Origin of the sequence: Pseudomonas sp. NPDC089996, from assembly GCF_044748405.1 — a bacterium.
Lineage (GTDB): Bacteria > Pseudomonadota > Gammaproteobacteria > Pseudomonadales > Pseudomonadaceae > Aquipseudomonas.
Genome location: NZ_JBIVGA010000007.1, coordinates 290,008 through 302,583 on the forward strand (window position 1 = coordinate 290,008; position 12,576 = coordinate 302,583).

The 12,576-nt window shown below is 63.6% G+C and carries 14 protein-coding genes; 4 read left to right on the top strand and 10 right to left on the bottom strand.

Annotated elements, in window-relative coordinates; all coding sequences use genetic code 11:
- Positions 1–68 precede the first annotated feature (68 nt).
- Positions 69–803: an amidotransferase gene (locus ACIPW4_RS15010; protein ID WP_400659008.1), complete on the bottom strand. Its 735-nt coding sequence runs from the start codon at positions 801–803 to the stop codon at positions 69–71.
- Positions 804–1,281: 478 nt separating this feature from the next.
- Here ACIPW4_RS15010 and ACIPW4_RS15015 point away from each other — a divergent pair, with 478 nt between their 5' ends.
- On the top strand, positions 1,282–2,082 hold the full coding sequence (locus tag ACIPW4_RS15015; protein ID WP_400659009.1) for a c-type cytochrome: 801 nt from the start codon (positions 1,282–1,284) through the stop codon (positions 2,080–2,082).
- Between the two features lie 118 nt (positions 2,083–2,200).
- Here the strand turns inward: ACIPW4_RS15015 and ACIPW4_RS15020 are convergent, their stop codons facing one another.
- The 4 genes from ACIPW4_RS15020 to ACIPW4_RS15035 form a co-directional block, all read right to left on the bottom strand.
- Positions 2,201–2,533: a ribonuclease E inhibitor RraB gene (locus tag ACIPW4_RS15020; protein WP_400659011.1), complete on the bottom strand. Its 333-nt coding sequence runs from the start codon at positions 2,531–2,533 to the stop codon at positions 2,201–2,203.
- Between the two features lie 174 nt (positions 2,534–2,707).
- Entirely contained in the window at positions 2,708–2,944 is a 237-nt protein-coding gene (locus tag ACIPW4_RS15025; protein ID WP_027919510.1) for a hypothetical protein, read from the bottom strand.
- 123 nt (positions 2,945–3,067) lie between these two features.
- Positions 3,068–5,125, bottom strand: coding sequence for an LTA synthase family protein (locus tag ACIPW4_RS15030; protein WP_400659013.1), 2,058 nt, complete (start codon positions 5,123–5,125; stop codon positions 3,068–3,070).
- A 143-nt stretch (positions 5,126–5,268) separates the two neighbouring features.
- Positions 5,269–5,460 carry a PLDc N-terminal domain-containing protein gene (locus ACIPW4_RS15035; protein WP_400659157.1) on the bottom strand — a complete coding sequence of 64 codons (192 nt, stop codon included), beginning with the start codon at positions 5,458–5,460 and terminating at the stop codon, positions 5,269–5,271.
- A 124-nt stretch (positions 5,461–5,584) separates the two neighbouring features.
- Between ACIPW4_RS15035 and ACIPW4_RS15040 the strand changes: the two genes are divergently transcribed.
- The gene (locus ACIPW4_RS15040) at positions 5,585–6,523 is read left to right on the top strand and encodes a ZIP family metal transporter (RefSeq protein WP_400659015.1); all 939 of its coding nucleotides are present in this window, start codon (positions 5,585–5,587) and stop codon (positions 6,521–6,523) included.
- A gap of 105 nt (positions 6,524–6,628) precedes the next feature.
- On the opposite strand, the gene ACIPW4_RS15045 is transcribed toward ACIPW4_RS15040, so the two are convergent.
- A complete protein-coding gene (locus ACIPW4_RS15045; RefSeq protein WP_400659017.1) occupies positions 6,629–7,159 on the bottom strand; it encodes a hypothetical protein in 531 nt (176 codons plus the stop codon).
- 59 nt (positions 7,160–7,218) lie between these two features.
- Positions 7,219–7,743, bottom strand: coding sequence for an ankyrin repeat domain-containing protein (locus ACIPW4_RS15050; RefSeq protein WP_400659018.1), 525 nt, complete (start codon positions 7,741–7,743; stop codon positions 7,219–7,221).
- A 267-nt stretch (positions 7,744–8,010) separates the two neighbouring features.
- On the opposite strand from ACIPW4_RS15050, the gene ACIPW4_RS15055 reads away from it, so the two are divergent.
- Positions 8,011–8,283 carry a DUF3509 domain-containing protein gene (locus ACIPW4_RS15055; RefSeq protein ID WP_400659020.1) on the top strand — a complete coding sequence of 91 codons (273 nt, stop codon included), beginning with the start codon at positions 8,011–8,013 and terminating at the stop codon, positions 8,281–8,283.
- Between the two features lie 119 nt (positions 8,284–8,402).
- Here the strand turns inward: ACIPW4_RS15055 and ACIPW4_RS15060 are convergent, their stop codons facing one another.
- The 3 genes from ACIPW4_RS15060 to aroC all read right to left on the bottom strand — a co-directional run bounded on the left by ACIPW4_RS15060 (position 8,403) and on the right by aroC (position 11,318).
- Positions 8,403–8,939 carry an oxidase gene (locus ACIPW4_RS15060; protein ID WP_400659021.1) on the bottom strand — a complete coding sequence of 179 codons (537 nt, stop codon included), beginning with the start codon at positions 8,937–8,939 and terminating at the stop codon, positions 8,403–8,405.
- Positions 8,936–10,093, bottom strand: coding sequence for an MFS transporter (locus tag ACIPW4_RS15065; protein ID WP_400659023.1), 1,158 nt, complete (start codon positions 10,091–10,093; stop codon positions 8,936–8,938). Before ACIPW4_RS15065 ends, ACIPW4_RS15060 begins: the two co-directional genes overlap by 4 nt.
- Positions 10,094–10,226: 133 nt before the next feature.
- Complete coding sequence (aroC, locus tag ACIPW4_RS15070) at positions 10,227–11,318, bottom strand: chorismate synthase (protein WP_400659024.1); 1,092 nt, start codon at positions 11,316–11,318, stop codon at positions 10,227–10,229.
- A gap of 239 nt (positions 11,319–11,557) precedes the next feature.
- Between aroC and ACIPW4_RS15075 the strand changes: the two genes are divergently transcribed.
- The gene (locus ACIPW4_RS15075) at positions 11,558–12,520 is read left to right on the top strand and encodes an alpha/beta hydrolase (protein WP_400659026.1); all 963 of its coding nucleotides are present in this window, start codon (positions 11,558–11,560) and stop codon (positions 12,518–12,520) included.
- Positions 12,521–12,576: the final 56 nt, after the last annotated feature.

Sequence of the window (12,576 nt, forward strand, 5' to 3'; positions counted from 1 at the left end):
GTGTTGGCAGGCCCTTGTGGGAGCGGCCTTGTGTCGCGAAAGGGCCGCAAAGCGGCCCCAAATATCTGTCAGGCAGCGCTGTCGCTGGCCTTGGCCGGTTGCTGGATGAAGCGCATCATCCACTCCCCCACCAGGTCGCCCTGGTGCTCGGTGGCCAGGCTGGCAATGGCCTTGTGGTACACCTCGTCGCCCAGGTACTCCTGACGCGCATCGAGCAGCGCCCGCGAGTAGTCATGGACGAACTCCGGGTGACCCTGGAAGCACAGCACCTGGTCGCGGATGTGATACGCCGCATTCGGGCAGAAGTCGCTGGAGGCGATCACCGTGGCGCCTTCCGGTAGCTCGGTGACCTGGTCCTGATGGCTGATCAGCAAGGTCAGCTCGGAAACTTCCGGGTCCATCCACGGTGCATGCGCCGCCAGCGAATAGCGGTGAACGCCGACACCCCAGCCCTGGTCGGCGCGCTCGGCTTTGCCACCCAGGGTCAATGCCAGCAACTGATGACCAAAGCACACACCCAGCAGCTTCTCGCCGCGCTCGTAGAGCTTGAGCAGGTAAACCTTGAGCGTCTGGATCCATGGATCGCTTCCGAACGAGTCGGCCTTGCTGCCTGTCACAAGGTAGGCATCGAAACGCTCGCCGTCGGGCGGGTAGTCGCCGTTCATCACGTTGTACACACGAAACTCGGCGGCGATCGGCTGACGCGAGAAGAGCTGCTCGAACATCCTTCCGTAGCCCTGGTACTGCGCGGTCAACTCCGGTCGCAGGACATCGGTTTCAAGGATGCAGATGCGTAACGACATAGGGATGGTCCTGAACGACATGGATGGGAATCTGTTGTAGAGACTGACGCGAAAGCCCTGTACAAGCAAGTAGGCTGCACTGACGAACGGTCACATTTTGTCGGAGAACCGCAGCGGGATACGCGGCTGTCTAGGCAGAGGTTGTCAGCGCCATGGCCATTGGCCTCATAGCCATTCGAAATCGGAAGCCGTGGCTTTTAGAACAAAGGGTTCTCAACGAGGGTTAACGCTCGCCCTGCCAGTGGTTTATATCCACATACATGAGGCAGCAGACCCGACAAGGAAGCCACCGGGTATTCAGGAATAACAACAAGAAGGCGGTCCGCCATGTTCAGACAATCGAAACTTCGCCAAGCCGGGCTCATTCTCTTCGCCACGACTTTGCTGTTGATCCTTCCCAACCTCACGCGGTTGTTCGGCTGACAGCGTCAGCGCTTCGCCTGGGTTAATCTTCCGGCTTCATGATCGGAGATTGCCCATGCGCCACTGCCTTGCCGCGTTAGTCTTGTTGTTGAGCCTGCCGTTATCGGCGGCGCAGTTGCATCTGGAGTTGGGTGACAACAGCCGCCAGTGGTCCAGCGAGGACCTGCTCAAGCACCCTCAGGCGCGCGACATCGACATCGATCAGGACGTTTCCTATAAGCGGCCCATGCATTATCGCGCCGTGCCCGTGGCGTCGCTGCTGCAAGGGGTCAAGGCCGATGACCATCTGCAGGTGGTGGCGCTGGATGGTTTTGCTGCAGAAATGCCGGCCGGGCCGTTGTTGCAGGAAGGCCCGGCGCGTGCCTGGCTGGCCATCGAGGACCCGGCCAAACCGTGGCCGGCGCTGGGCAACGGCAAACCGAGCGCCGGGCCCTTCTACCTGGTCTGGAGCAACCCCCAGGCAAGCGGCATCCGCCCCGAGCAATGGCCCTTCCAAGTCGCCACGATCCGCCGCCTGGCTTCCGTCGAGCAACGCTTCCCGGCACTGCTGCCCGACCCCGGGCTGCCGGCCGATGACCCGGTGCGCCAGGGCTTTGCGCTGTTCCAGCAGAACTGCCTGGCCTGCCATCGGCTCAATGGTGCTGGGGATGCGCAGTTCGGGCCGGACCTGAATGTGCCGCACAACCCGACCGAGTACTTCCGGCCGGAATACCTGCGTATGTACATACGGGACCCGCAGAGCTTGCGGCAATGGCCGCAGGCGCGGATGCCGGGGTTTGCCGAAAGTGTGTTGAGTGATCAGGAGCTGGATGCGTTGCTGGCTTATCTGGGGCACATGGCCGGGCGCAGGCCTTGAGATTGAAGGGGGGCGCTTCGCACCCCTTTCGCGACACAAGGCCGCTCCTACAGGGGTATGCGATCTTCTGTAGGAGCGGCCTTGTGTCGCGAAAGGGCTGCGCAGCAGCCCCAAAATCTCAGGCTATCGGCCTTTCCTGCTTGACGCCCCACCCTTCGACTTCGCCGCCGCAAGGTGAAACGACCTGTTCGAAGGCCTCCTCGAAATCACCAATCCCACCATAGGTGGCGTACATGACCTTGCTCAGTTCCAGGTGCCAGCCACCATCGTCCAGTTCACGCACCTGAGCATTCAACGATTCGCCACGAAATTGCCCGGCTGCCCGTCGCGCGCCGGCTTCATCTGGAAATACCGCGTAGAACTCGATGGGGTGGATGCGGGTGAAGTCGAAACCGCCCGCTTTCATCTGGCGCAGAACATTACTGCTGATATCGTCGTTCAGGCTGCTCATGAATCGTCCTCCCGAATAAAGCGATGGATAGACTTTCCGTGCACTACGCACCTGCCGGCAGTGCCAGCAGATCGAGCTGATGCAAGACGCGAATTGAATGGGTGCAGGCCCGCAGAAAAGGCCGGCACCTCCTACCAGCGTAGTGCCTGCACAGGCACCACGCCAACCCCTGATTCAGGGCGCTTCGTGGATGCTGGTGATGATCACGCCGTTCTGTTCCTTGAGCCAGCGTGCAGTAGGGGATGGGGCGCGGTCCTGGAAGTCGTTGAGGTCCAGCTCATCCATGACCGGAAACAGATGCGAACGGATGGCGCGAGCCGCCTCTTCCTCGCTGGGGCATTGTTCGCCGTGCAGCAACAAGGTCGTTGGCTCGCCTTTCTGGTCGGCAAAGATGACTTCCCACTCTTTCATTGAATTGCCCTCTCAATCAAAGAACACCCTGTGTATGACGCGTGTAAATGCTGACCTTGCGCTTGGGGATTCGTTCAAGCAGAAAGGGCCGCATGGCGGCCCTTTCTGCTTGCTTGCAGCTGCTCAGTTCTTCGGTGTGCCGTGAACGACACCGGCCGTGTTGTCCAGCAGGCTCTTGGTCGCCGTCTGGATGAAGGCCTCGAGCTGCTGCAGCATCTGCGGCTGCTCCGGGCTTTCGATCAGCTCGGCCTTGAACTCGCTGCCCAGCTGGTAGCGGTACATGCGCGGGCTCATGTCTTTGGCCTCGATGAGCAGTTGATCGCCCTTGACCAGGCCGACGATCTGTTCGCTGCCCGACGGTTTGATCATGCCGATGCCCTGGTCGCCCTCAGGCAGGTTGAGCAAATCGCGGCCCCAGCACTGGTGACGGGTTTCGCCACCCAGGCGGCCCATGATGGTCGGCACGATGTCGACCTGGGTACCCACGGTGTGGTTGACCGCACCGAACTTCTCCTGGATGCCAGGGGCAATCAGCAGCAGCGGTACGTTGAAGCGGCCCAGGTCCAGCTCGGTGACTTGCTGATGGTTGCCGAAGCCGTGGTCGCCGACGATGACGAACAGGGTGTCCTTGAAGTACGGCTCTTTACGCGCCTTCTCGAAGAACTGGCCCAGCGCCCAGTCGGAATAGCGCATGGCGGTCAGGTGCTCGTCCAGGCGGCCCTGGCCGGTGACCTTGTCGACCGGCAGATTTGCCGGCAGCGCGTACGGGGTGTGGTTGGACAGCGTCTGCAGCAGCGCATAGATCGGCTTTTTCTGGTCGTGCTTGGCCAGCTCCTCGTTACCGCGGTCGAACATGTCCTGGTCGGACACGCCCCAGGTCGGGTCGGAGAACACCGGGTTGACGAAGTCGTTACGGCCGATGAAGGTGGTCATGCCCTGGTTGCCGAAGAACCCGGACTGGTTGTCCCAGGCGAAGTCGCCGTTGTAGACGTAGACGTCGTCGTAGTCGCGGGCACTGAGCAGCGCCGGCAGGCCCGACAGTTTGTGGCCACCCTCTGGGGTCTGCATCAGGTATTCGAAGCCTGGCAGGTTAGGGAAGCAGGCCATGGTGGCGAACATGCCCTGGTGGGTATGGGTGCCATTGGAGAAGAAGCGGTCGAACAGCACGCCCTCTTTGGCCAGCTTGTCGAAGTACGGGGTGATGTTGTTCGGGCTGCCCAGAGCGCCCACCGAGTGGCCGGCGAAGCTCTCCATGAGGATCACCACGACGTTCTTGATCGGCAGGGTGCGGTCGGCCGGCGGCACGAAGTCGCGGCGCACGGCGGCCTCGTCGGCATCGACCAGGGTGTCGTGGGCGGTCAGCAGCTGCTTGCGCACGGTGTCGGTGGCCAGTTCCTGTTTCAGCACCGGCTTCCAGATGTTGGCGCGGTCTTCGCCGAAGCGGCTCTTGGCGGCATCGATCAGGGTCAGGGTGCCGTTCAGGCCCAGCTGGTTGACGAAGTTGGAGTCGGTAGTGAAGGCATCACCCCAACGCATCGGTGGGCCCTGGCGCAGGGTGCCACGGGCGGCGACCACGGCCACCAGCAGGATCACCATGAACACCGCCAGGCGGTTGTACCACGGTGCCACGCGCTGTTCGCCATTGCCGCGGGTGAGGCGGTCGATGCCCTTGAACAGCAGGCTCAGCAGCCAAGTGCCGAAGGCCCAGGCCAGCAGGTAGCGGACCACAGGGAAGCCGTACCAGAGCATGCTCAATACAGTCTTGGGGTCTTCCTTGATGTACTGGAAGACCAGGCCATTGAGGCGCTGGTGGAACTCGCGGTAGAAGTCCATCTCCATCAGGCCGAGGAACATCACCACGCTCGAGGTGACGGTCAGCCAGACGCGGAACAGCCCGCGCCGGGCCATGAGCCAAGGGCTCAGGATCGCCAGCAACAGGGGAATGCTCAGGTACACCACCACCCGCAGGTCGAAGCGCAAACCGTTGAGGAAGCCTTCGGCGACGGTCGAGTAAGGGGTGTCGCCGACCATGTCGCTGTTGTAGACCAGCAGCGCCAGGCGCACCAGGCTGAGCATCAACATGATCACCAGGCCGCTGAGCAGCGTGTAGGCCAGGTGCGATTTCAAGGTCGGCGTAAAAGCTCGCGCGCCCTGTTGCTTCAAGGCATCCGTGTTAGCCATGAATGGAGAGGTCCTAGGATTGCGGTTTGCGGAGGTGGCGCAGGGGCATGCCCGGCGCAGCATTATGCGGGTGCGGATTCTGTTTAAACCAATGTGAAAATTTTGTCACGACCCTGTTGCAGATTTTGTCTGGGGCGCGGCTTTCATAGACGGACATTGCCCCGCGGCCCGGCAATCGCCCAGATCACCAGGCCGATTACCGGCAGCAGGGCGATCAGCAGAATCCACAGTACCTTGCTCCCCACTTCGCTGCCGCTCTTGATCACATTGAGGATCGCCCAGATGTCCAGGGCGAGGATGATCAGGCCGACCAGGCCATTGAAAGTAGAGCCCATTGCCACGTTCTCCTTGAAAGGCTGATGCTGAGCATAGTCTTCTATCGAGGCCATAGAAGGGAATCCTTGGCCCGCCCCGCAGGTCACTGCATAAACTGCAAGCATCCATGGATCCGAGGTTTACATGCCACCCGCCCACACACAAAACGCCACCCCGCCCTCGTTGCTGAGCGCCTGGCGCCAGCAAGCGATCAGCACCCCATGGCTCAGCGCGGGCCTGGGCGTAAGCCTGCTGGCGGTCATTGTTCTGCTGGCGGCCAGTTTCTGGAATGCCATCAACGGCGACCATGCCGACAACCTGCACCTGGCCGCGCTCGGCGGGCTGTCCGGGTTCGCCGCCACTGCGCTGGGTGCGGTGCTGGCCGTGGTGCTGCGCGATGTCAGTGCCCGCAGCCAGGATGTGATGCTCGGCTTTGCCGCCGGCATGATGCTCGCCGCCAGTTCGTTTTCGCTGATCCTGCCAGGGCTGGACGCCGCCCGCGAAATCACCGGCAATGGCCCGGCAGCGGCGTTCACCGTGGTGCTGGGCATGGGGCTGGGGGTGCTGCTGATGCTCGGCCTCGACCGTTTCACCCCGCATGAACATGAAAGCGTCGGCCGCTGCGGCCCGGAGGCGGAGCGTATCAGCCGGGTGTGGTTGTTCGTGCTGGCGATCACCTTGCACAACCTGCCCGAGGGCATGGCCATCGGCGTGAGCTTTGCCAATGGCGACATGAATATCGGTTTGCCGCTGACCAGCGCCATTGCCATTCAGGACATTCCCGAAGGGCTGGCCGTGGCCTTGGCCCTGCGGGCGACCGGGTTGTCGAACCTGAAGGCGGCGCTGGTGGCGATTGGTTCGGGGTTGATGGAGCCGCTGGGTGCGGTGATCGGCCTGGGCATTTCCACCGGGTTTGCCCTGGCCTACCCGATCAGCATGGGGCTGGCGGCGGGGGCGATGATTTTTGTGGTGTCGCATGAAGTGATACCCGAGACCCACCGCAACGGGCACCAGACAGCGGCGACCCTGGGGTTGATGGGAGGGTTTGCGGTGATGATGTTTCTCGATACTGCACTGGGCTGAAGCTACTGGTTGCCTGTGCCGGCCTCTTCGCGGGCTCGCCCGCTCTCACAGGTAATGCATATCCCTGTGGGAGCGGGCGGGCCCGCGAAGAGGCAATAGGTGAAATCAGACGTGAACCGCGACCTTCAAGGCCTCCAGCGCCGGCTCCACCTTGATCCCCACCGCTGCCCCCAGCTCCAGCACCCGCGCCAGGTCCTGCTGGCCAACCATCACCATCTGCAGCTCGTCATCGAGCAGCTGGCTGAAGTTGAGCAGCACATAACCACCAGCGTCCTTGTTCAACGCGCCCATCTGCACCTGGATGCGGTTGAGCGCGGTCAGCGGCTCGGTGCGCGCCAGCTGCTTGGGCTTGAGGGTGAACGGTACGCTCTGGTCGAACGAATCGCTGATGTGCTGGAACAGCTCCTGATAGCTGTCGGCCTGGAACACCACGGTGTCTGGCAGGCTGCCGAGCACCACCCATTCCCCCAGCGGGATCGGAAAGCTGTCGTCGTAGTTGATGTCGGGGTTGGCGGCCAGGAAGGCGGCGGGGTCGGCGTACGCCTGCGCGGCCTCGTCGGCGATGCGCTCGATGTCCTCATCGCGCATGCAGCCGGCGCCGATGAGGCTGATGAATTCGAGCAACTGGTTTTTCATGAAGGGGGCCTGCGACGGGTGAAAAGTCGCCAAGGATAGCCGCAAATGCCCCCGGGCGGTTAGCCGGCCAGCGCTTGCAGGCGTGCGCTGGTGTCCACTGCACCCATGGTCTGCGCTGCCATCAGCGCCGTGGCGCCGCGGGCATCCTGGCGCGCCGGGTCGGCGCCCTGGGCCAGCAGGTAGTCGAGCATCTCGCAGCGGTTGAACATCGCCGCCAGCATCAGCGCGGTACGCCCGTCCTGCGCGGCTGCATCCACCGGTACGCCGCTTTCCAGCAGCAGGCGGACCATCGGCAGATCCCCCTTGAACGCCGCACCAGCAATTGGCAGCTGACCATTGTCGTTAGCGATCAGCGGATCGGCCCCGTGGGCCAACAACACCTGCACCGCTTCATGCTGGCCGTGGTAGCTGGCCAGCATCAGCAAGGTGTCACCCTTGTGGTTGCGCAGGTTGGCCGGCAGGCCGCTGGCAAGCAGGCGCCCAAGCATCTCGGCGTCGCCCTGGCGGGCCCGCTCGAACACCTGCTCGGCAAAGGCGGCGGTTTCATCGTCGGTCATGGCGGTGGCGGTAGGGTGAGCAGACATCGGGAACCTCCTGGCATAAATGATTGCCCAAGTCTTTGTCAGGCAAGCCATTGCGGTCAAAGGTTCAGATTCTATGGGGCCAATAGGTAGAGCCTGAGCCGTGCAAAATGCACTATGCAAAATGCACGACCATGCAGCCTGCACGGTCCCGCCTCGCCAAATATCCCATAACACCTTGTATTTACTGGGCTTTTCCCACCGCCACGTTCTGGCACGGTCACTGCAACAATCAACTCACGTCTGCCCACACAACAGTCAGGAGTTGATATGGACCTCATCCAGCAAAAATTCGTCTCGGTGTTCCCAGCGCACCAGGTCACCACCCAGCCCCGCCCTGACGGTGGCGTATTGCTGACCCTGCGTGCCGCCGACGGCGTGGTGACTCGCCGCGTGTTGACCTACGGGCAGCTGCATAGCGCCGAGCAACTGTCCTGGGCGATCAGCGCCATCCGCCGTGACCTGGCCGAGCAGGCCAGTGAACTGCCGGTGATTTCCATGCTGCAGAGTCAGCAGCGGTTTGCGCTGCCGACCTACCGTTAAGTGTCTGCCTGCACCGGCCCTTTCGCGGCTAAAGCCGCTCCCACAGGTACTGCATTGCCCTTAGGGATGGCGGGGTTCATGTGGGAGCGGCTATAGCCGCGAAGAGGCCGGGGCAGGCATTACAACTCGTCGATCCCGAGAAACGCCCGGGCAGTCACATCACCGGTGAATCGCGGCTCTACGCCCGGCTCACTGCCAAACAGGCGCAACGCCAGGCAGAACGGATTGTCCCCCAGCTCCACCCAGCGCCGCGTTCCCGCCGGCACCTCTAGCTGGTCACCCTTCTCGCACAGCACCGCATACACGTACTCGCCCAGGCGCAGGCCGACTTGCGCGCGCCCGGTGACCACGGCGAACACTTCGTCGCTGTCGTGTACATGCTCGTCACGCACATCGACCTGCGTCGGATCGAGGCCATCGCGGTTAAGCAGGGTAAACGCCACACTGCCCTGAGCCGTCATCAGCGCGTCGAGGTGCTCACGGCAGGCGTCCAGCACCTCGGCCTGGCTGCTGCCCGGGCGCACGCGCAGGGTCAACGGGCTGTGGCTGAAGCGCACGCCCTGCTCGGCCAGGGTCGCGGCGATGTCGTCGTGGTGGGTCAGTACCTTGTTCGGCGAGCCCGGGCTGGACGGGTGGAAAACACAGAGGATGCTCATCGGCTGCTGGTCCTGGTCGATTTCGAACGAGTGGCAATGATAACGGCTGCAGCCACTGCTGCGGCGCTGGCCATACCAAAGGTGAAGGTCGGCCCCAGCAGTTTCCAGCTGTAGCCCGAATACAAGGCGCCCAGCGCACCGCCGGTACCCGACAGTGCCGCGTACAGCGCCTGGCCCTGGCCCTGCTGACGAGCGCCGAAACTCGCCTGGACGAAGGCGATGGACGCGGCATGGAAGCAGCCAAAGGTGGCCGCATGCAGCAACTGGGCGAAGATCAGCACGGCCGGTTCACCCGCCAGGTTGCCCAGCAGCAGCCAGCGCACCGCCGCCAGCAGGAAGCTGACCAGCAGCACCCGCTGCACGCTGAAGCGGGCAAACAGGCGGCTCATGCCCATGAACATCAACACTTCGGCGACCACGCCCAGTGCCCACAGCAAGCCGATGGCACCGCGGCTGTAGCCCAGGTGTTCCAGGTGCAGGGTGAGGAAGGTGTAGTACGGGCCGTGGCTGAGCTGCATCAACGCCACGCAGATATAGAAGGCGATCACTCCCGGCGCAGTGAGCTGGCGCAGGAAGCCGCCCACCTCGCGCCGCTCGCCCTGCTCCACCGGCTGAGCGTTGGGCACCCACAGGCTGGCGGCGACGATGCCGGCCATGATGGTCACCAACGCCACCGGGTAGATGTCCAGGCTCAGCCATTCGAACAGCCGCCCCAGGCCGACCACGGTGAGGATGAAGCCGATCGAGCCCCACAGGCGCACCTGGCTGTAGCGCGAGGTCTGGCCATGCAGGTGAGCCAGGGTGATGACTTCGAACTGCGGCAGCACCGCGTGCCAGAAGAACGCATGCAGCGCCATGACCAACGCCAGCCAGGCGTAGCTCTTGCCAAAGAAGATCAGCGAGAAGGTGGCCAGGGTCGACAAGGCGCCCAGGCGCACGATCAGCAGGCGCTGGCCACTGCGGTCGCCGAGCCAGCCCCACAGGTTGGGGGCGATGCAGCGCATGAGCATGGGGATGGCCACCAGCTCGCCGATACGTGCCGGGGAGAAGCCCAGGTGGTCGAAGTACAGGGCCAGGAATGGCGCGGTGGAGCCCAGCAGGGCGAAGTAGAACAGGTAGAAGCTGGACAGGCGCCAGTAGGGGATCGGGGGCATGGGGTGGGCCTTGTGGAAACCTGTGCCGGCCTCTTCGCGGGCTCGCCCGCTCCCACAGGGACCGCACAATATTGGAGATTGTGGTGATCCTGTGGGAGCGGGCGAGCCCGCGAAGAGGCCGGTACAGGCTAGATCAGCGCTGGCCCAGCACCGGGGTGTCGACCTTCACATCGGCATTCTGCCCACGGTGGCGCAGCAGGTGGTCCATCAGCACGATGGCCATCATCGCCTCGGCGATGGGTGTGGCACGGATGCCTACACACGGGTCATGACGGCCCTTGGTGATGACCTCGACCGGGTTGCCATCGACGTCGATCGAACGGCCCGGGGTGGTGATGCTGGAGGTGGGCTTGAGCGCCAGGTGGGCGACGATCGGCTGGCCCGAGCTGATGCCGCCGAGGATGCCGCCAGCATTGTTGCTGAGGAAACCTTCCGGGGTCAGTTCATCACGGTGCTCGGTGCCACGCTGGGCAACGCTGGCGAACCCGGCGCCGATTTCCACACCCTTGACCGCGTTGATGCTCATCAGCGCGTGGGCCAGTTCTGCGTCGAGGCGGTCGAAGATCGGCTCGCCCAGGCCTGGCATCACGCCTTCGGCCACCACGGTGATCTTCGCCCCGACCGAATCCTGGTCACGACGCAGCTGGTCCATGTAGGCCTCGAGTTCCGGCACCTTGCTCGGGTCGGGGCTGAAGAAGGCGTTCTGCTCCACCGAATCCCAGCCCTTGAACGGGATTTCGATCGGACCCAACTGGCTCATGTAGCCACGTACCTGGATGCCCTGGGTAGCCAGGTACTTCTTGGCGATGGCACCGGCGGCCACGCGCATGGCGGTTTCGCGCGCCGAGCTGCGGCCACCGCCACGGTAGTCGCGGGTGCCGTACTTGTGGTGGTAGGTGTAGTCGGCATGGGCCGGGCGGAACAGGTCCTTGATCGCCGAATAGTCCTTGGACTTCTGGTCAGTGTTGCGGATCAGCAGGCCGATCGAGCAGCCAGTGGTGCGGCCTTCGAACACGCCGGAGAGGATCTCCACTTCGTCGGCTTCCTGGCGCTGGGTGGTGTGCCGGCTGGTGCCGGGCTTGCGCCGGTCGAGGTCGTGCTGCAGGTCGGCGATGGAGATTTCCAGGCCAGGTGGGCAACCATCGACAATGGCGACCAACGCCGGGCCATGGCTTTCGCCAGCGGTGGTGACAGTGAACAGCTTGCCGTAGGTATTGCCGGACATGGACGCTCCGCGAAATCTGCCTGAGATGAACGAAAGCAGCGAGTATACAGATGGATCGCTCGCCTGTGCTGGCCTCTTCGCGGGTAAACCCACTCCCACAAGGACCGCACAAGGCCTGAATGCAGTGCGGTCCCTGTGGGAGTGGGTTTACCCGCGAAGAGGCCAGCACAGAACTACTGGCGGGCGAACCTTCCCGCAATCATTGGGTCAAACTGTCATCTCCCCACTGTAGTACCCCCATGATGTCGCGCTTCGTCGCCCTCCTCTTCCTGCTGTGCACTGGCCTGGCCCACGCCGCTGCCCCCACCGTGCTGCAACGCCCCATCGACCTGGACACCGGCCAGGGCGTGCTGCATGGCAGCCTGCTGTTGCCGCAACAGGCCACACCGCCGCCTGTGGTGCTGATCATCGCCGGCTCCGGCCCCACCGACCGCGACGGCAACAACCCGGCCTCGGGGCGCGTCGACAACCTCAAGCGCCTGGCGCTGGTGCTGGCCAACGAGCACATCGCCAGCGTGCGCTACGACAAGCGCGGTGTGGCCGCCAGCCAGCCGGCCACGCCCGATGAGCGCAACCTGAGCGTGCAACGCTATGTGGACGACGTGGTGGCCTGGAGCCGCAAGCTCAAGGCGGACTCGCGCTTCGGCCCGTTGATCCTGGTCGGCCACAGCGAAGGGGCGCTGATCGCCAGCCTGGCCGCCGAGCGCGCCGGTGCCAGCGCGGTAATCACCCTGGCCGGCATGGGCCGGCCATTGGCTGACGTACTGCGTGAGCAGCTGGCCCAGCGTATGTCACCGGCACAACTGGCCGGCGGCAGCGCCCTGCTCGACCGCCTGCAGGCCGGGCACACCAGCCTGGATGTGCCGGCACCGCTGCGTCAGGTGTTCCGCCCCAGCGTGCAGCCCTACCTGATCACCTTGCTCCAGCAGGACCCGGCGCAAGCCTTCGCCCGCTTGCCGATGCCGGCGCTGATCGTGCAGGGCCGCAACGACGTGCAAGTCGACGTGGCCGACGCCGAACGCCTCAAGGCGGCCAAGCCGGATGCCCGGCTGGTACTGATCGACGGCATGAACCACATGCTGCGTATCAGCCCCAAGGACATGCACCTGCAGCGTGACAGCTACCTGAACCCGGAATTGCCACTGGCCAGGGAGCTTGGCGAGCAGGTGGTCAGTTTCATTCACCAGTTGCCTTCGGCCTGACCCTCAAACATCGGCAAAACCTGCCGATAACGCGGTATCGGTGCTGATTGGGGCCG